We start from the raw sequence: 17512 nt of genomic DNA on the forward strand, positions 1-17512 counted from the left end.
TATCAAGGGACAATGTCATGAGTTCAGCCAGTCGCGACCCCCAGGTCGTTGTGGAGGTGCTTTCCGAAGCCCTCCCCTATATTCAGCAGTTTTCCGGCAAAACGGTTGTCGTCAAATATGGCGGCAATGCAATGACGGAAACAACCCTGATCGACTCCTTTGCCCGCAACATAGTGCTAATGAAGGAAGTGGGCATCAATCCGGTGGTCGTGCATGGCGGCGGCCCCCAGATTGGCGACTTGCTGGCCAAGCTCAATATCGAATCGCGTTTCGTCAACGGCATGCGCGTCACCGACTCGCAAACCATGGACGTGGTGGAAATGGTGCTGGGCGGACTGGTCAACAAGAGCATCGTCAACCTCATCAACCAGAGCGGCGGCAAAGCCATTGGCCTGACCGGTAAAGACGGTGCGCAAATCCGCGCGCGCCAGCTCCGAGTGGAACATCAAAGCCCTGAAATGACCGCCCCGGAAATTATCGATATTGGCCACGTCGGCGAGGTCGAGTCGATCTCCACCGACCTGATTGAAATGCTCGCGGCGCGGGATTTCATCCCGGTGATCGCGCCGATCGGCGTGGATGAGGCAGGACACAGTTACAACATCAACGCCGACCTGGTGGCCGGCAAGATTGCCGAAGCCCTCAACGCCGAAAAGCTCATGCTACTGACCAACGTGGCAGGCCTGATGAATGCCGAGAGCGAGGTCCTCACCGGCTTGACCACGGCTCAAGTTGACGCCCTGATTGCCGATGGGACTATTCATGGTGGCATGCTGCCTAAAATTCAGTGCGCGCTGGACGCCGTGAAAGGCGGCGTCAACAGTGCCCACATCATCGATGGCCGTGTACCGCATGCCGTGCTGTTGGAGATTTTCACCAACGCCGGGGTCGGCACGCTGATCACCGACACTCACTAACCGCGACGGAGAGCAACGTCATGAGCGATGAACGCAAACCTCGCCGCCGCGAGCAGATCCTTCAGGCCCTTGCCCTGATGCTTGAAGAAGACAGTGGCAAGCGGATTACCACCGCGGCACTGGCCCGCCAGGTCGGCGTCTCGGAAGCCGCGCTGTATCGCCACTTCCCAAGCAAGGCGCGCATGTTCGAAGGGCTGATCGATTTTATCGAAGAAAGCATCTTTGCCCGCATCACCCGGATCATGGAAGAGGTCCCCGACGCCACCAACCGCTGCGGGACCATCCTGTCGCTGGTGCTCGGCTTTGCCGAAAAAAACCCGGGCCTTGCCCGGGTCATGGGGGGCGACGTATTGACCGGCGAGACCGCCCGGCTACGCCATCGGATCCACCAGCTGTTCGAACGGCTGGAAGCCCAGTTCAAGCAAATCCTCCGCGAAGCCGAACTGCGTGAAGGGCGTCGCCCGAGCATCCCCGCCTCGGCGGCGGCGAACCTGCTGATCGCCCACGCCGAAGGGCGGATTTCCCAGTATGTACGCAGCGATTTCAAACGCCTGCCCACGGACTACTGGGACGACCAGTGGACGCTGCTGTCGAGCCAGCTGCTGCACGAAGCGGTACAGCCCGCTTAGCGAAGAGCCTTAAATACAGCCCTGCATAACAAAACGGCGCTCCCCTCAGGGAGCGCCGTTTCTTGCCGGATCAAACCTGCTTGTTCATGCCGCGATGGCATCGCCCATTTTCTGGCGCAGTTTCTTCATGGCATTTTTTTCAAGCTGGCGGATACGCTCGGCGCTGACGCCATAGACATCGGCCAGGTCGTGCAGCGTGGCCTTGTCCTCGGCCAGCCAGCGACGCTGGAGAATATCCCGAGAGCGTTCGTCCAGACCTTCAAGCGCCAGTTGCAGACGGCGCGTCGAGTCTTCCTCGAAATCGCTGTCTTCAAGCTGTGTTGCCGGGTCGGCTGCCATGTCGTCCAGGAAGTTGACCGGTGCCTGGTAGGCGCTGTCTTCATCGTCGCTGGGCGACGCATCGAAGCCCGCATCGTAGGACGACAGCCGTCCTTCCATGTCCCGCACAACACCGGGTTTGACATTCAGATCCTTGGCGATGGCGTCAACTTCATCGTTATTGAGCCAGGCCAGGCGCTTCTTCGCGCTGCGCAGGTTGAAGAACAGCTTGCGTTGCGCCTTGGTGGTCGCAATTTTAACGATACGCCAGTTGCGCAGCACAAACTCATGGATCTCAGCCTTGATCCAGTGCACCGCAAATGAAACCAGGCGAACACCCTGATTCGGGTCGAAGCGCTTGACGGCTTTCATCAGGCCCACATTGCCTTCCTGAATCAGGTCGGCTTGCGGCAGCCCATACCCCGAATAACTCCGGGCGATGTGCACGACAAAGCGCAAATGCGATAGTACCAGACGTCGCGCCGCTTCCAGATCGCCTTCATCGTGCAGGCGGAACGCAAGCTCACGCTCTTCTTCGGCACTCAGAACCGCAATGCCGTTGACCGCTTTGATATAGCCGCCCAGGTCATTGCCTGGAGAAAGCTGTCCCACCGGTAGAAGACTAGTGCTCATGTGCAGATGGTCTCCCTTGTAGCCCTTACGTGGTTTGTGTCTCTGTGACCTTGCCATCTAGGCAAGGTTCCTTCGCCGTCGCCTGATGAACAACGCGGGCCGTTCAGCGCGGACGGATACTGGCAAGATGCCGGGACACGGCAAGCCATGCGCCCAACCAGCCAAGTAGTGTACTGCAAGATAGCAAAATTGTGGAGCCTGTGAAGTCCAATCGGGGCAACGAAAAGCTGGCGCCGTAACTTTCCGCCAAGGCGGCCACTGGCAGCGATAACCAGTGGTTACCCAACGACAGAAGCCCCAGTGCCAGCACACCGCCGCCAAAGCCGTACCAGGCGCCGCTGTACAGGAAGGGACGCCTGACAAACGCATGGGTCGCGCCAATCAGCATCACCACTTCAATTTCACGCCGCCGGCTCTCCACCGACAGCCGGATGGTATTACCCACTACCAGCAGCACCCCGAGACCAAACAGGACGCCCAGTGCAAGCGCCACGCGTGTCCCCAGCGCCGCCAAGTGGCGCAGGCGCTCCACCCAGGCCAGATCGAGGCGCACTTCGTCGACACCCGCTATGTCGTCCAACCGCTCGGCCAGCGCCTGCATGAGCTCAGGATCGACGCTTCCCGGGCGGACCACGATACTGTGGGGCAGGGGATTATCGTCGAGCCCCGAGAGCGCATCCTCGACACCCAGTGATTGCTGAAAATCGGCCATGCCCTGCTCCGCGCTGACCAGGCGGGTCCCTTGCACCGCTTCGTCGGCACTGACCGCCTGTTCGATGCGCTTGGCCTCAGGCAGCTCAACGCTGATTTCAAGGTAGGCGGTGAGAGTGGCGCTATCGTCCAGTTCTGCATCCAGCAGCCGAGCGCTGTCCAGGGTCAACCACAGCGCGGCGGGGAGTACCAGTGCAATGGCAATCGCCAGCATGGTCAGCAAATTACCCAGCGGGTAGCGAATCAGTCGCTGCAGGCTGTCGAGCGCCATTGCCCGGTGGTGCCGTGCCCAGGCACGCAAACGGCTGGACCGGCGCGGTTGCTGGGCACGGGCCCCGCGTTGCGCCGGACGCTGAGGCTGCTGAGGAGCGGCGCGTGGACGTGTCGACCGGGGAGCAGCGCCTTTCGGTTTTTGGCCGGTCGGTCGTTTCATGCTGCCCCCTCGTCTGCTACCAGCCGACCATCGCGCAGGCGTATGATCCGGTGCCGCAATCCCGCGATCAACGCCAGGTCGTGACTGGCAATCATGACGGTCGTACCAATCCGGTTAAAGTCTTCAAACAGCCCCATGATGTCCGCGGACAGCTGAGGATCCAGGTTGCCCGTCGGCTCATCGGCGAGCAGCAGGGCAGGCTTGTTGACGACGGCACGGGCAATACCCACGCGCTGCTGCTCACCGCCGGAAAGCTCGATAGGCAATGCCTTTTCACGGTGCAACAACCCGACTTTGTCCAGAGCAGCACGCACACGGCGAGCCGACTCACGGGGCTCGATGCCCTGAATATCCAGGGGTAACGAGACGTTATGAAACACGCTGCGGTCAAACAGCAACTGGTGATCCTGGAAGACCACACCAATCTGGCGCCGGTAAAACGGTACCTGGCTGGCATGCAACTGGGCAATATCGTGCCCTGCCACCACCACCCGCCCGCGGCTCGGCTTTTCAAGGCGCATGATCAAACGCAACAGCGAGCTCTTGCCCGCGCCGGAATGGCCGGTAAGAAACACCATCTCGCCCCGCGCTACGCGAAAGTTCAGGTGTGACAGCGCTTCAAAGCGCCCTCCGTAGCGTTTACCCACATGCTCAAAGGCGATCATGGGTTGGCATCGTCTCCCTGGCGATCAAACAGCGCGTTGACAAAGTCCTGCGACGCGAAGGGACGCAGGTCATCCAGCCCTTCGCCGACACCGATAAAGCGGATCGGCGTGTTGAGCTGCTTCGCCAGGGCGAAAATGATCCCGCCCTTGGCGGTACCGTCCAGCTTGGTCAGCGTAATACCGCTGACCGGCACGGCCTCGTTGAAGGTACTGGCCTGGGAAATGGCGTTCTGACCGGTGCCCGCATCCAGCACCAGCATCACCTCATGCGGCGCTGTCTCGTCGATCTTTTTCATCACCCGATGGACTTTTTTCAGCTCTTCCATCAGATGGCCCTTGTTGTGCAAACGACCGGCGGTATCCGCGATCAGCACATCGACGCCGCGCGATTTGGCCGCCGACACAGCGTCATAGATCACCGAGGCGCTATCGGCCCCCGTATGCTGGGCAATCACCGGCACGCTGTTGCGCTCCCCCCACACCTTGAGCTGTTCAACGGCGGCGGCACGGAAGGTGTCCCCCGCCGCCAGCATGACGCTTTTGCCTTCACGCTGGAAACGCTGGGTAAGCTTGCCGATGGTGGTGGTCTTGCCCACACCGTTGACCCCGACAACCAGGATCACGAAAGGGCCGTCGCTGGCTTTATCGAAGCTCAGCGGTATGGTGACCGGCTCAAGCATGGCCGCCAGTTCTTCCTGAAGCCCCCGATAAAGGGCCTCGGGATCCTTCAGTTCCTTGCGCGAGACCCGGGCTTCCAGCCGCTCGATAATCTCGCTGGTCGCTTCAATGCCCACGTCGGCCATCAGCAACTGGGTTTCAAGGTCCTCAAGCAGCTCGTCGTCGATCTGCTTTTTGCCCAGGAACAGATCTGCAATGCCGTCGGTCAGGTTGGCGCGGGTTTTGCCCAGGCCCGACTTGATGCGCGACAGCCAGCCCTTTTTCTCGCCTTTGTCAGCGGACGGCTTCTCCTGCAGCGCCGGTTTTTCAACGGGCGTAGGTTCTGGTTCTGGTTCTGGTTCTGGCTCTGGTTCTGGCTCTGGTTCTGGCGCGGGCGTAGGCTCTGGCGTAGCGTCAGACGCAGACGAATGCTCGTCAACCTCGGCTTCCTCGCGGCGGGTATGTTCTGGTGCCTGCTGATCGTCGCTTAACTCATCAGTCGCCTGCTCCTGGGAGGGGTCGACCTGAGACTCGTCCTGCGCTTCCTGCTGGGAATCCTGCTTCTGTTTACGCTTAAAAAAACCAAACATGGATGTCATCCGACTGATAAAGGTAAAGAATGGGATTATCCTACCACCGCCAACCAAGACTTTGGATAACTAGCCCGCTACAATCCGCGTTATGACTCGAAACCGCTCCACTCGCTCATCCTCGTCGCGCCGCTCGGCTGCCAAGCCGCTTGGCAAACTGCGCATTATCGGCGGTGATTTTCGCCGCCGCCAGCTACCGGTCCTCGACAAGCCAGGATTACGGCCCACCCCTGACCGCGTGCGTGAAACGCTGTTCAACTGGCTTGGCCAGGCGCTTTATGGCAAAAAGGTGCTCGACCTTTTCGCCGGCACCGGTGCGCTGGGGATTGAAGCCATCTCCCGCGGGGCGGCCCAGGTCACCTTCGTCGAAAGTGACCGCCAGGTGGCCGCCCACATTACCCAAAACCTTGAAACACTCAAAGCGCAACAAGGGGATGTCGTCGTTCAGGAGGCGCAGGCCTTCCTCATTCAACCGGCCCAGTGCTTTGATATCGTCTTTCTGGATCCGCCATTTCATCAGGGCTGGGCAGCCGGATGTTGCGCTACCCTGGAAGCCGACCACTGGCTCGCACCGGAGGCCATGATTTACCTGGAGACCGAACGCGACCTGACACCTGATGTACCCACACATTGGGTGCTGCACCGCGAGACCCAGGCAGGGGAAAGTACCGCCAGGCTCTATCAGCGCCGCGCCCCGTAATCAGCGCTTGCGGCTTTGCATTTCGGGCGTTACGCTCGCTCCACTATTTTTAACCGTTTGTTTTACAGGCAAGCATGTCGCTTGTTTTGATCTGGAGGTGAGCATGAGCCTAGAGTTATTCAATCAGCTTGAGCAGCGCGTTACCGATACCGTCGAGGCGCTGGAAATGATGAAGCTGGAAAACGAGACGCTACGTAATGAAAACACCCAGCTCAAGCAGGAACATGAAGAGTGGGAGCGCCGCTTGAGCGCGCTGCTGACTAAATTCGATGAAGACCCCTCCTGAGGCAGGACCCGACTTAAACGGAGCGTGACATCAACAGCGCACTCTCGCGCCCGGCAGCCCCGTGGACTGCCGGGTAATAGTCTCGCCGATAGCCGTCCTGCTGAAAGCCAGCGCCTTTATACAGCCGAATCGCCGCCGCGTTGCTTTCACGGACTTCCAGCAGCACCCGCTCACTTTGCCAGCGAGCCGCAACGGCCAACACGGCCTTGAGCACCCGATCGCCGACACCCTGCCCTCTGTGCTCCGGAAGTACACCCATGGCCTGCAGCTCGGCGTCGAAGGGTAACCGTGCCAGCAGGGCGTAACCGGTCAACTGCTCATCGTGCCAATAGCCCACCACACAGGCGGCATCCCCCGACAGCGCCTCGCCAAGCAATGCGGCACTGACGCCACTCAGGGCCCGCGCCTCGAGGGCTGCCAGCGCCTGGAAGTCATCATGACTCAGCTCAGTGATCATCTTGACCCGATACCGGCCAATCCTGCGCCAGAGCATGCAATGCTGGCCACAGGTTGCGCTTGGTATCGGCACTGTGCAGCAGCGTGTCCAGTGACGGCGCCTGCCATACCGGCAGCGCCAGCGTGCGGCTCTGCTCTTCGTGCACATCCAGTACCTTCGAGAGCGACTGGCTGTCCGGGTCAGTGGCGTCACCCCCCCACCACAGTATCTTTTCCAACTGCCATTGCTGGCGACTGGCCGCCCCGCTTATAAACGCATTAACCCCCTCGCGCGCTTCTTCGAGGGGATCTTCTGGTTCAAAGGCATTGGCCATGGGCGGCCACTTGAAGAACATCACCTCCGGCAGCGACCCACCGGCGATCCCCGCCGCCTGGCATATATTGGCAAGCAGGCGTTGCTCAGAAGCATCCATCTCGCCCGGGTGAACGCTTAGCCAACGCCCCCCGATACACACGCACGACAGGCGAAACTGCAGCGGCTCCTTAGCCACCGGCGCTTCGCTGGGCGTTGGCGCGGTGGCCGTTTCTGCTGGCTTGCTGGTGGCCTCGGAACGCTCACCCAACAAGGCGCGCACTGCTGACGGCGATGCCTCCGCCTCCCCAGAGGGGGGCGGTGTTTCCACAGGCGCCGAACGAGGCGCAGGCGCATCATCCAGCAGGGCCTGAAGTCGCTCACGCGGCGGCGTGGGCGTTGCAGGGGTGTCATCCCATTCGCAGGCTTCCGTGGGCCGCGCATTGGGCAACTGATAGCGCGATGCCCAGGCGGTAATCCCCATGGCCTCGAGGTAATGTCGGCGAACAACCTCTGGGGTCACTGCCCGCCCCCACGGCAGTTGGGTGAATCAGGACGCTGACCGCCGCGCATTTCCCATTCATGAGGGGTATACAGATGAAGGGCCAGCGCGTGCACCGGGCCGGATAGCTCGTCGGCCAGCAGCGCATAGATTTTCTGGTGGCGCTTGACGGGCATCAGGCCGTCAAAGGTGTCGCTCACCAACGTCACCTTGAAATGCGTTTCAGAATTCGCGGGGACGTTGTGCATATGGCTTTCATTTTCTACCTGCAGCACGTCGGGCGCTAGCGCCGCTAACTTCTGCTCTATGTGTGCCTGCAGCGTCATGGAGGCTCTCCTTAGGTCGGAAACCCTTCCATTGTACGCGCTTACTGGCCGCCAGACGATGCCCGACGCGCAACCAGCGCACGCCGCGCCAGCGACACCCGCGAAAGGCTCGCCAGCAGCGCCAACAGGGTAGTCGCCGCGCCTAGCCATAACGTGACCTGCACGGCGGCACCCAGCGCCAGCGTAGCGCCCACCAGCGCCACCCCCAGCGACTGCCCCACTGTTCTGGTGGTACTCATCACGCCAGACACATTGGCACTGCGCTCGGGCGGCAGACTGCCCATCATTTCGCGGTTGTTGGGCGGCTGGAAGAGACCGAACCCCACGCCGCATAGCGCGGTCCGCCAGAGACTCCCAGCGACACCGGTTGATTCATCCACCAGCGCCAGCGCCATCAAGCCGATAATCAGCAGCACCAGGCCGGTACTCGACAGCACGCTCGGGTTCACCCGGTCGGCCAACCGCCCGGCTAACGGCCCGACGACCATGATGGCCAGCGGCCAGGGGGTGAACAGCCAGGCGGTCTCGAGCGGCGAAAAGCCCATCTGCTCCTGATAGAAGAACGACAGTGCGACGAAGGCCAGCCCCTGACCGATAAACGCAAGCCCAGACGCCGAAACGGCCAGGGTAAAGCGTTTTTCCGCGAACACGCTGAGCGGTAATAACGGGTAGGGAGCACGGCGCTGCCGGGCGATAAACAAGCCACCGGCGATCACAGCCAGTACTGCCCAGCCCGCACTCTGCCATACGGGGGCGGCATGCCCCACCGCGTCCATGGCCAGGAAAAAGCTCGCCAGCATCAACATCGAAAGCAGCGCCCCCAGGCTATCGAAGCCTCCCCGACGCGGCGTTTCTCTGGGCAGCGCTCGGTTTGCCAGCCATAGCGAACACACCCCCAGGGGCACATTCAACGCGAACAGCCAGGGCCAGTCGGCAAAGGACAAGATCACACCACTTAACGTGGGCCCCGCCGCATAGCCACCGGCCACCACCAGGGCGCTCAATCCAAGCGCACTTCCCAGCAACCGCGAGGGAAAAATCGCCCGATACAACGACGGGCCAATGGACAGCGTCGCCGCCGCGCCCAGGCCCTGCAGCGCACGAAACACCAGCAGCGTTTCCAGGTTCCGAGACAGGGCGGCCCCCAGCGCCGCAATAACAAAGGTTGCCAGGCCAAACAGGTACAGCCACCGACGCGTCAGCAGTTCGCTGAGACCGGCAAACACTAGCAGAAAAGCTGCACAGACCACCTGGAACACATTGGTGATCCATACCGACCGGGAGGCTGACACATCAAGGTCTGCCGCAATGGTCGGCAGGGCCAGGTTGATCATGGTGGTATCGACAACCGCCATCAAGGTACCGGTCACCAATGCCAGGACAGCCAGGGCGCGCTCGCCCCCTGGCAGGCCATCGTCACCGGGTCGGGTTTCAAACAGTCGCATGGTGATTCATTCCTGAACAGCCCCATGGAAACAACAAAACCGGCCAAAAGCCGGTTTTACAGGAAACTTGCGTGACAATCACAGCGCGCTAATCGAGTTCGTTATCAAGCAGCAGGGCGTCATCAACATCGGATATTTCCAGGGCCGTATCGTCGTCAAGGTCGATGGCGAGGTAGCTATGCTCGATGCGCAGAAAGGTTTGAAACAGCGACCAGTCAAGCGTCTCGGGCCACTGGCGCTCGTCCTCTTCCCAGGCCCGCAGCTCGGTTTCCAGAATTTCCGCGTAGCGTTCACGGACAAAGGCTTCGAGCGCCTCGGGCGTATCCATCTCCGGGATCAGATACACCGTGCTTTCACGTTCGACGTCGTCCAGGGTCAGGTCGTCGTCTCCCATGGTGGGTTCGAGCGCATTGATCCAGTCCACAAAGGGCTGGGTCGGCCTGACGCTCAGGGCAGAGCGATTTAGCAGTTTCATGGGATTCTCCTCGCCGTCGAAACGTGGTCATTATGGGCGCTAAATCGCGCCCTTACCAACTTTTCGTCCGTCACCGCACCATTAGCTGGCGTTAATCCGCCTCTGGGCGCATCGCCGGGAATAGCAGAACGTCGCGAATCGAAGGGCTGTCGGTAAACAGCATCACCAGCCGGTCGATGCCGATGCCTTCGCCAGCCGTTGGCGGCAGGCCATATTCCAGTGCGCGCACGTAATCCGCATCGTAGTACATGGCCTCAAGGTCGCCGGCGTCTTTTTCCGCTGACTGCTCGCGGAAGCGCTCGGCCTGGTCTTCGGCGTCATTAAGCTCCGAGAAACCGTTGGCGATCTCACGGCCACCCACGAAGAACTCAAAGCGATCCGTCACAAACGGGTTGGCATCGTTGCGGCGCGCCAAGGGGCTGACCTCGGCCGGGTACTCGGTGATGAAGGTAGGCTGGTCGAGCTTGTGTTCGGCCACTTCTTCGAATATCTCTGTTTGTACCTTGCCCAGCCCCCAGCTCTCCTTGACCTTGATGCCCAGCTTTTCGGCTAACGCACGGGCGGCGTCCAGCGTATCCAGATCCGCATCGCTGATGCCATCGCCGTGATCAAGAATCGCCTGACGCAGGGTCAGGCGGTTGAACGGCTTGCCGACGTCATAGCTGCCACCCTGGTAGTCAATGGTGGTGGTACCCAGCACTTCCTGAGCCGTTGTGCGCAGCATGGCTTCGGTCATATCCAGGAGGTCATTGTAATCCGCATAGGCCCAGTAGAATTCGACCATGGTGAACTCTGGATTGTGCCGCGTCGACAGCCCCTCGTTGCGGAAATTGCGGTTGATTTCGAAAACTTTTTCAAAGCCGCCCACCACCAGACGCTTGAGGTAAAGCTCCGGGGCGATACGCAGGTACATGTCGATATCCAGCGCATTATGGTGGGTGATAAACGGCCGGGCCGCCGCACCGCCAGGGATCTGCTGGAGCATCGGCGTTTCCACTTCCATAAAGCCGCGGGCTTCAAAGAAACGACGCATGGCGCTGATCACCGCCGCACGGGTCTCGAAGACCTTGCGCGACTGCGGGTTCATGATCAGGTCGACATAGCGCTGGCGGTAGCGGGCTTCCTGGTCGGTCAGGCCGTGAAACTTGTCGGGCAGGGGGCGCAGGCTCTTGGTGAGCAGCTGGGCCTCTTGCATCATCACGTACAGGTCGCCCTTGCCGGACTTGTGCACGGGGCCACGGGCAGCAACGATATCGCCGATGTCCCAGCTTTTGATATCGTCCAGCACACCGGCAGGCAGGCCCTTTTTATCCATGTAGAGCTGGATCTGGCCCGCCACATCCTGAATCACAATAAAGGGGCCGCGCTTGCGCATGATACGGCCTGCCACCGAGGCGTGATGATCAAGCGTTTCAAGCTCGGTTTTGTCCTTTTCACCCAGCAGGTTCTGCAACTCGACCGTGAGGCTATCGCGGCGGAAATCGTTCGGGAAAGCGCTCTTGCCCTGCTCTGCCGCCTGTTCGCGACGGGCTGCGAGCTTGGCCCGGCGCTCCGCAATCAGGTGGTTTTCGTTATCGAGAGAAGACGCGTCTTGATTAGCCATCGGGCACCCTATTAATGATCAAACCCTGAAAAGATTACAAACCCTGCTTGAGGCTGGCGACGATAAACTGATCCAGATCGCCATCGAGCACTTTTTCGCAGTTGCTGGACTGGACGTTGGTCCGCAAATCCTTGATCCGCTGGTCGTCAAGCACATAGGAGCGAATCTGACTGCCCCAGCCGATGTCGGACTTGGCGTCTTCCGCCTGCTGCTTGGCCTCATTGCGCCGCTGCATCTCGTGTTCCCACAGCTTCGCCTTCAACTGTTTCATGGCAAAGTCGCGGTTGGCGTGCTGGCTACGCTGGCTCTGGCATGCCACCACAATGCCGCTGGGCTCGTGGGTGATGCGCACCGCTGAGTCGGTGGTGTTGACGTGCTGACCGCCCGCACCGCTTGAGCGGTAGGTATCCACGCGAATATCAGAAGGATTGATGTCCACTTCGAAGCTGTCATCAATTTCCGGTGACAGGAAGACCGACGCAAAGGAGGTATGGCGACGCCCCCCCGAGTCAAACGGGCTTTTGCGCACCAGGCGATGAACGCCGGTTTCGGTACGCAGCCAGCCAAAGGCGTACTCCCCCTGAATATGCAAGGATGCCGATTTTATGCCGGCCACATCGCCCGCTGAAATCTCGATGATATCCGCCTTGAAACCGTGGCTTTCTGTCCAGCGCAGGTACATGCGCAGCAGGATATTCGCCCAATCCTGAGCTTCCGTGCCGCCCGATCCTGACTGGATATCCAGATAGGCGTTGTTCTGATCCATCTCGCCGGAGAACATGCGCCGAAACTCAAGCTTCTCGAGGTTGGCCTGCAGGTTATCCAGCTCCTTGCGGACTTCGTCGACAGTACCTTCGTCGTCTTCCATTTCCGCCAGCTCGAGCAGATCCCGGCTGTCGCCCAGCCCCTGTTCAAGGTCGTCAATGGTGGCCACGATCGTCTCGAGGGAGGCTCGCTCTTTACCAAGCTTCTGCGCGTAGTCCGGATCACTCCAGACGTTGGGGTCTTCCAGCTCGCGGGTGACCTCTTCTAGCCGATCCTGCTTCTCGGCATAGTCAAAGATACCCCCTAAGAACCTCTGTCCGTTCAGACAGGTCCTTGATCTGGAGGTGAATCGGGTTAGTTTCCAACATGGAATACCTTGGTATTGGTCAGTAAAAAATTAGCTCAGTGAATACGGTTCAAAGGAAAGAAGCGCATTGTAACGAAACCCAGCGCTTACCGCATCCATCCCCGTCATCGACCCTACGCAAAAAACCCGGCCGAGGCCGGGTTCGGGTCGCTGCTGTTGACTAACGCATTAGAAGCGATAGGTCAGCTGAGCACCGAAGCCGTGGGCTTCGTTTTTGTAGTCGGCTGAGTAAGTCGCGCCACCAACTGGCTGGCCGCCTGTCTGCTGGCTAGCTAACAAATCCTGGCGATCTTGTTCAACAAAGGTGCCACGCTCGGTCAGGTAGGAGTAGGCCACATCAATGGTCAAATCATCGGTTGGGGTCCAGCCTGCCCCCAACGAGAAGATACGGCGATCATCTGAAGGAATACGTACGCTGCGATCGTCATCATTGGTCGGCGTCATGTCTAAGGTTACCCCGGCACGCAGCGCCAAGGTGGGCGTCAGCTGGTACTCACCACCCGTGGCAAATGCCCAGGCATTGGAGTAGTTCTGCGGTTCACGAGTGATCAGGCCGCCTTGATCATCCACCACGCGGATTTCTTCGAACTGGCTCCAGCGCACCCAGGAGGCGCCGAACATCAGCTTCAAACGATCACTCATCTGCTGTGTCAACGAGAAGTTGACCGTTTCAGGCGTGGTCAAATCCAGGTTCGCGGCGCTCGAGCGAACCACATTACCCGTTGGGGCAGTAGCACTAAAGTCGCCTTCCAGTTCGTAGTCCACTTTCGAGCGATAGGTTAAACCTAGGGTCGTTTCAGGCACCGGCTGATAAATGACGCCAAGATTGTATCCCCAGGCCTCGTCATCGCCATCGACACGCGAATCGATGTCTTCAGCAGAATTGAATGCCTGACTGCTTGGCAGTTGACGGCGCAATTCCCCCTCTACTCGATTATAAGTAATCCCGGCACCCACCGACCACTGATCATTAAATCGATAAGACACCGTTGGTTGAGCGCTCATTACCGTAACTTCAGTGTAGTCACCAAAATAGCGACCCTGGAAGTCATCTTCGTAATCGGTTTTAGACCCAAAAGGTGCGTAAACACCAAAGCCAAAGGCCAGTTTCTCATTGACTGGATGGGCATAAAACGCATAGGGAATAGCGGTGCCAGGCACCATATCGCCCTCGTTGCCACCAGGGATTTCACCTACTGGCGCTTGAGAGCCTCCCGGTGCTCCAAGCGTACGATTAGCTTCTACATTAGAGAGATCACTATCAACGTTTAGATACGTCCCCCCCACTGAAATTTGCGCGCGATCCAGAAACGACATACCGGCAGGGTTGCCGAACACGATGGTCGCATCGTTGACGTTAGAGCTACGTCCCGCGTGACCGTAACCCTGGCCGCTGACACTCTGCTCGTTGATTTGATAGCCACCCGCCTGGACTTGGCTGGCGAAGGCGGCAGTGGCGACGGCGACTGCCAGGGCGAGCTTGTTGAATTTATTGTGCATAGTGGGCCTCTTTTCCCAATGATCCGACGGGATGGTGAACATCCATCATACTTTTTTTGTACATGTCAGTTTTGGCCCAAAAGCCCGCTTGGTTCAAGGGCAAACGAGCGTTTTATTTTATTTTTGCCTTATACATTAGTCGCACGTACGTTTTAAATCATTGTTTTAACCGTTTCGGCCTATTTTTTTGCTCAGACTTGACCTTTGTGTAACCCATAGGTTTTAGACTCATGGTCAGTCATCAACACTTTCCATTGGAGCGCACAATGAAAGTCAGCGAGCTGGCAAAACGTGGTGGCGTCACCGCCGAAACGGTACGCCATTACACCCGGGAGCAATTGCTTGCGCCCAAACGACATCCCGATAACGGCTACCAGCTTTACTCCGCGACGGACCTCGAACGGCTGCACTTCATTCAACGGGCGCGCAAGCTGGGTTTCAGCGTCGCCGAAATTCTCGACATCCTCGCTCACGCCGACCACGGGGACTCCCCCTGCCCATTGGTGCGCGACCTGCTGGCCAACCGGCTGCCGCAAATCCGCGCCCAGATCCGCGAACTCGAGGCGCTTGCCCAGCGGATGGAGCAGGCTCTGGAAAGCTGGCAGCACATGCCCGACGGTACGCCGGACGGCCACAGCCTTTGCCGCTTGATCGAAAGCTTCCCCGAGAAGCAGGAGGTAAAATGAGCCAGCACACCCTGACGCGCACGGTGCCCGGCATGAGCTGCCAGGGCTGTGTAACGCGCATGCGCGAGGCGATTCAGCAACAGGACAGCGACGCAGACGTGGTAGGCGAACCAGGTGAAAAGCGCCTCGAAGTCACCACCACGCTGGACGCCACCACCCTGGACCAAACGCTGCGCCAGGCAGGCTACCCGCCCGGCACACCCGATACGCCGGACGAAAAACGGGACCGGACGACTGACGCCACGCCTGCCCAAAGCGCTCCCCAGGGACGCCACCAGAAAACCCGCCTGGCGATCAGCGGCATGACCTGTGCCAGCTGCGTGAAAAGCGTTCAGAAAGCGCTGGAGCGCACCGAAGGCGTGGACACTGCAAGCGTCAATTTTGGCACGCATACCGCGCAGATTTTTGGCGATGCCGACCAGCAGGCCCTGGTAGCGGCCGTGGAGTCGGTGGGTTACGGCGCCGAGCCCATTGTCGATATGCGCGAGGCGGAAAGAACGCGCTCAGAACAGGAAGCCCACGACTACAAGCGCCGCTTGAAAGGCAGCGCCTGGTCACTGGCACTTGCCGTTCCGCTGATGCTCAGCATGTTCGTCTATCACCCACACCCGGTGGGCGCCGGGCGGCTGTTCTGGCTGGTGATCGGGCTGCTGACACTGGCTATTCTGGCGTTTCCCGGGCGGCACTTTTTTGTCAACGCCTGGAAAAACCTCAAGCACCATCAGGCCAACATGGACACCCTGGTGGCCATGGGCACCGGTACCGCCTGGCTCTACTCCATGGTGGTCGTGCTGTTTGCCCCCTGGCTACCCGAAGTCGCCCACGGCATCTATTTTGAAGCTTCCGCCATGGTGATCGGCCTGATTCTGCTGGGCAACGCCATGGAGCTTAAAGCGCGCGGGCGCACAAGCGATGCGCTAAAACGCCTGCTCGACCTGCAAAGCCGCACCGCAAGGGTGATCCGGGACGGCGAAGAGCGTGAGGTGGACATCGATGATGTAGGCGAAGGCGACCAGATCCGCGTTCGCCCCGGCGAGCGCCTGCCGGTGGATGGCGAGGTTGTGGAAGGCGCAAGCCACATCGACGAATCCATGCTCACCGGCGAACCCGAACCGGTGAAAAAGGGCCAGGGCGATGAAGTCAGCGCCGGGACGGTCAATGGCAAAGGAGGCCTGGTGTACCGGGCAACAAGGGTGGGCGCCGACACCCGTTTGGGGCAGATCACCGAACAGGTGGCCAGCGCCCAGAACTCGCGCCCGCCGATTGGCGAGTTGGCCGATAAAGTGTCCAGCGTGTTCGTTCCTTCGGTGATGATCATCGCCGTGCTTACCGCACTGGTATGGTTCAACATCGGCGCCGAGCCACGGGTCATCCACATGCTGGTAACGGCCACGACAGTGCTGATTATCGCCTGCCCCTGCGCACTGGGCCTGGCCACGCCGATTTCCACCATGATTGGCGTAGGCAAGGCCGCTGAACACGGCGTGCTGGTGAGAAACGGCGACGCCCTGCAAACCGCCAGCAAACTGACCACACTGGTCGTGGACAAGACCGGCACGCTCACCGAGGGCAAGCCCCGTGTCACAGAGGCGGAACTGCTGGACGAGGATAGGGCCCAGACGCTTGGCTATATCGCGGCCCTGGAACGCGGCTCCGAGCACCCGCTGGCAGCAGCATTGATGGCCTATGCCGACGCGCATGACGCTGAACCTGCCAGGATTCAGGACTTCGACAGCGTCACCGGGGGCGGTGTCAAAGCGCAAACCACCGACGGTAAGTCACTGCTGCTCGGCAACGCCCGTCTGATGGAGAATGCCGACGTCGATCTTTCCGCGCGTCTGGAAAACGCCCGCGAACTGGAAGAGAAAGCCCGCACGCTGGTGTATTTTGCCCTGGATGGGCAGTTGGCGGCGCTATTCGGCATCAGCGACCCGCTGCGCGACGATGCCGTTGCCGCCGTCAAGCGGCTACAGGAAGACGGTTTGAACGTCGTCATGCTGACCGGCGATAACCCCCACACGGCCGCAGCGATCGCGCGTCAGGTGGGTATTGATGATTACCGCGCCGGACTGCTGCCGGAAGACAAGCACGCTGACATTGAGCGGCGGCAAAACGCTGGCGAAATCGTCGGCATGGTCGGCGATGGCATCAACGACGCCCCGGCGCTTGCGCGTGCCCATGTCGGCTTCGCGATTGGTCAGGGCACCGATGTGGCCATCGAAAGCGCTGGCATGACGCTGATGCGGGGTTCACTGCACGGCGTCGCCGACGCCATCGAAATCAGCCGCGCCACCCTGCGCAACATCAAGCAGAACCTGGTCGGCGCCTTTGGCTACAACGTGCTGTGTATTCCGATTGCCGCCGGGGTGCTTTACCCGCTGACCGGTACGCTGCTTTCGCCGATGATCGCAGGCGCGGCGATGTCGCTATCGTCCATCACCGTGGTCAGCAACGCCAACCGCCTGCGGTTATGGAAAACCAGCGCCACTCAATCCAAAGGAGACACAGCATGAGCCTACTGATCAACCTTGCCGGAGTCGGCCTGATCGCGCTGAT

Annotated in this window: 18 protein-coding genes; 6 read left to right on the top strand and 12 right to left on the bottom strand. The window is 60.0% G+C overall.

What is annotated here, in order from left to right; translation table 11 throughout:
* The first annotated feature begins 17 nt into the window (after positions 1-17).
* The gene (argB, locus tag BMX75_RS10375) at positions 18-917 is read left to right on the top strand and encodes an acetylglutamate kinase (protein WP_092827679.1); all 900 of its coding nucleotides are present in this window, start codon (positions 18-20) and stop codon (positions 915-917) included.
* 20 nt (positions 918-937) lie between these two features.
* The gene (gene slmA, locus BMX75_RS10380) at positions 938-1546 is read left to right on the top strand and encodes a nucleoid occlusion factor SlmA (RefSeq protein ID WP_092827681.1); all 609 of its coding nucleotides are present in this window, start codon (positions 938-940) and stop codon (positions 1544-1546) included.
* Between the two features lie 84 nt (positions 1547-1630).
* Here the strand turns inward: slmA and rpoH are convergent, their stop codons facing one another.
* The 4 genes from rpoH to ftsY form a co-directional block, all read right to left on the bottom strand.
* Positions 1631-2497: an RNA polymerase sigma factor RpoH gene (rpoH, locus tag BMX75_RS10385; protein WP_066319400.1), complete on the bottom strand. Its 867-nt coding sequence runs from the start codon at positions 2495-2497 to the stop codon at positions 1631-1633.
* A gap of 103 nt (positions 2498-2600) precedes the next feature.
* Entirely contained in the window at positions 2601-3641 is a 1041-nt protein-coding gene (gene ftsX / locus BMX75_RS10390; protein ID WP_092827683.1) for a permease-like cell division protein FtsX, read from the bottom strand.
* Positions 3638-4306 (bottom strand): cell division ATP-binding protein FtsE, encoded by a 669-nt coding sequence (ftsE, locus tag BMX75_RS10395; protein WP_066319397.1) that lies wholly within the window; start codon positions 4304-4306, stop codon positions 3638-3640. Before ftsE ends, ftsX begins: the two co-directional genes overlap by 4 nt.
* Positions 4303-5553, bottom strand: a complete 1251-nt coding sequence (ftsY, locus tag BMX75_RS10400) for a signal recognition particle-docking protein FtsY (protein WP_092827685.1) — start codon at positions 5551-5553, stop codon at positions 4303-4305. The genes ftsE and ftsY overlap by 4 nt, the downstream gene beginning before the upstream one ends.
* A 91-nt stretch (positions 5554-5644) precedes the next feature.
* Between ftsY and rsmD the strand changes: the two genes are divergently transcribed.
* Together rsmD and zapB are read left to right on the top strand one after the other, a co-directional pair.
* On the top strand, positions 5645-6253 hold the full coding sequence (gene rsmD / locus BMX75_RS10405; RefSeq protein ID WP_092827687.1) for a 16S rRNA (guanine(966)-N(2))-methyltransferase RsmD: 609 nt from the start codon (positions 5645-5647) through the stop codon (positions 6251-6253).
* Between the two features lie 103 nt (positions 6254-6356).
* Positions 6357-6539 carry a cell division protein ZapB gene (gene zapB, locus BMX75_RS10410; RefSeq protein ID WP_066319393.1) on the top strand — a complete coding sequence of 61 codons (183 nt, stop codon included), beginning with the start codon at positions 6357-6359 and terminating at the stop codon, positions 6537-6539.
* Between the two features lie 13 nt (positions 6540-6552).
* Here zapB and BMX75_RS10415 read toward each other — a convergent pair whose 3' ends face one another.
* The 8 genes from BMX75_RS10415 to BMX75_RS10450 all read right to left on the bottom strand — a co-directional run bounded on the left by BMX75_RS10415 (position 6553) and on the right by BMX75_RS10450 (position 14270).
* Positions 6553-6996: a GNAT family N-acetyltransferase gene (locus tag BMX75_RS10415; RefSeq protein ID WP_092827689.1), complete on the bottom strand. Its 444-nt coding sequence runs from the start codon at positions 6994-6996 to the stop codon at positions 6553-6555.
* The gene (locus tag BMX75_RS10420; protein WP_092827691.1) at positions 6986-7810 is read right to left on the bottom strand and encodes a hypothetical protein; all 825 of its coding nucleotides are present in this window, start codon (positions 7808-7810) and stop codon (positions 6986-6988) included. The genes BMX75_RS10415 and BMX75_RS10420 overlap by 11 nt, the downstream gene beginning before the upstream one ends.
* Complete coding sequence (locus tag BMX75_RS10425) at positions 7807-8115, bottom strand: BolA family protein (RefSeq protein ID WP_066319386.1); 309 nt, start codon at positions 8113-8115, stop codon at positions 7807-7809. The genes BMX75_RS10420 and BMX75_RS10425 overlap by 4 nt, the downstream gene beginning before the upstream one ends.
* Before the next feature lie 41 nt (positions 8116-8156).
* The gene (locus BMX75_RS10430; protein ID WP_092827693.1) at positions 8157-9560 is read right to left on the bottom strand and encodes an MFS transporter; all 1404 of its coding nucleotides are present in this window, start codon (positions 9558-9560) and stop codon (positions 8157-8159) included.
* Between the two features lie 88 nt (positions 9561-9648).
* Entirely contained in the window at positions 9649-10035 is a 387-nt protein-coding gene (locus BMX75_RS10435) for a hypothetical protein (protein ID WP_066319382.1), read from the bottom strand.
* Between the two features lie 91 nt (positions 10036-10126).
* The gene (gene lysS / locus BMX75_RS10440) at positions 10127-11638 is read right to left on the bottom strand and encodes a lysine--tRNA ligase (protein WP_092827695.1); all 1512 of its coding nucleotides are present in this window, start codon (positions 11636-11638) and stop codon (positions 10127-10129) included.
* Positions 11639-11672: 34 nt separating this feature from the next.
* Positions 11673-12771 (bottom strand): peptide chain release factor 2 gene (gene prfB, locus BMX75_RS10445; RefSeq protein ID WP_139197160.1). Its coding sequence is split into 2 segments (ribosomal slippage): positions 11673-12695 and positions 12697-12771, totalling 1098 coding nucleotides; the frame shifts between segments, so codons are not numbered across the junction.
* Between the two features lie 167 nt (positions 12772-12938).
* On the bottom strand, positions 12939-14270 hold the full coding sequence (locus tag BMX75_RS10450; protein ID WP_092827699.1) for an OmpP1/FadL family transporter: 1332 nt from the start codon (positions 14268-14270) through the stop codon (positions 12939-12941).
* A gap of 266 nt (positions 14271-14536) precedes the next feature.
* On the opposite strand from BMX75_RS10450, the gene BMX75_RS10455 reads away from it, so the two are divergent.
* Together BMX75_RS10455 and BMX75_RS10460 are read left to right on the top strand one after the other, a co-directional pair.
* Positions 14537-14956, top strand: a complete 420-nt coding sequence (locus tag BMX75_RS10455) for a MerR family transcriptional regulator (RefSeq protein ID WP_092827701.1) — start codon at positions 14537-14539, stop codon at positions 14954-14956.
* Positions 14953-17469 (top strand): heavy metal translocating P-type ATPase, encoded by a 2517-nt coding sequence (locus tag BMX75_RS10460; protein ID WP_092827703.1) that lies wholly within the window; start codon positions 14953-14955, stop codon positions 17467-17469. Before BMX75_RS10455 ends, BMX75_RS10460 begins: the two co-directional genes overlap by 4 nt.
* Positions 17470-17512 lie beyond the last annotated feature (43 nt).

The sequence above is a fragment of the Vreelandella subterranea genome, assembly GCF_900111305.1.
Classification (GTDB): domain Bacteria; phylum Pseudomonadota; class Gammaproteobacteria; order Pseudomonadales; family Halomonadaceae; genus Vreelandella; species Vreelandella subterranea.

Excerpts from the sequence above, each read along its gene's own strand:
- zapB (WP_066319393.1), top strand. The coding sequence starts at position 6,357 with ATGAGCCTAGAGTTATTCAATCAGCTTGAGCAGCGCGTTACCGATACC.
- slmA (WP_092827681.1), top strand. The coding sequence starts at position 938 with ATGAGCGATGAACGCAAACCTCGCCGCCGCGAGCAGATCCTTCAGGCC.
- ftsX (WP_092827683.1), bottom strand. The coding sequence starts at position 3,641 with ATGAAACGACCGACCGGCCAAAAACCGAAAGGCGCTGCTCCCCGGTCG.
- ftsY (WP_092827685.1), bottom strand. The coding sequence starts at position 5,553 with ATGTTTGGTTTTTTTAAGCGTAAACAGAAGCAGGATTCCCAGCAGGAA.
- ftsE (WP_066319397.1), bottom strand. The coding sequence starts at position 4,306 with ATGATCGCCTTTGAGCATGTGGGTAAACGCTACGGAGGGCGCTTTGAA.
- lysS (WP_092827695.1), bottom strand. The coding sequence starts at position 11,638 with ATGGCTAATCAAGACGCGTCTTCTCTCGATAACGAAAACCACCTGATT.
- BMX75_RS10425 (WP_066319386.1), bottom strand. The coding sequence starts at position 8,115 with ATGACGCTGCAGGCACACATAGAGCAGAAGTTAGCGGCGCTAGCGCCC.
- BMX75_RS10415 (WP_092827689.1), bottom strand. The coding sequence starts at position 6,996 with ATGATCACTGAGCTGAGTCATGATGACTTCCAGGCGCTGGCAGCCCTC.
- BMX75_RS10455 (WP_092827701.1), top strand. The coding sequence starts at position 14,537 with ATGAAAGTCAGCGAGCTGGCAAAACGTGGTGGCGTCACCGCCGAAACG.
- argB (WP_092827679.1), top strand. The coding sequence starts at position 18 with ATGAGTTCAGCCAGTCGCGACCCCCAGGTCGTTGTGGAGGTGCTTTCC.
- rsmD (WP_092827687.1), top strand. The coding sequence starts at position 5,645 with ATGACTCGAAACCGCTCCACTCGCTCATCCTCGTCGCGCCGCTCGGCT.
- BMX75_RS10450 (WP_092827699.1), bottom strand. The coding sequence starts at position 14,270 with ATGCACAATAAATTCAACAAGCTCGCCCTGGCAGTCGCCGTCGCCACT.
- BMX75_RS10430 (WP_092827693.1), bottom strand. The coding sequence starts at position 9,560 with ATGCGACTGTTTGAAACCCGACCCGGTGACGATGGCCTGCCAGGGGGC.
- BMX75_RS10460 (WP_092827703.1), top strand. The coding sequence starts at position 14,953 with ATGAGCCAGCACACCCTGACGCGCACGGTGCCCGGCATGAGCTGCCAG.
- BMX75_RS10435 (WP_066319382.1), bottom strand. The coding sequence starts at position 10,035 with ATGAAACTGCTAAATCGCTCTGCCCTGAGCGTCAGGCCGACCCAGCCC.
- rpoH (WP_066319400.1), bottom strand. The coding sequence starts at position 2,497 with ATGAGCACTAGTCTTCTACCGGTGGGACAGCTTTCTCCAGGCAATGAC.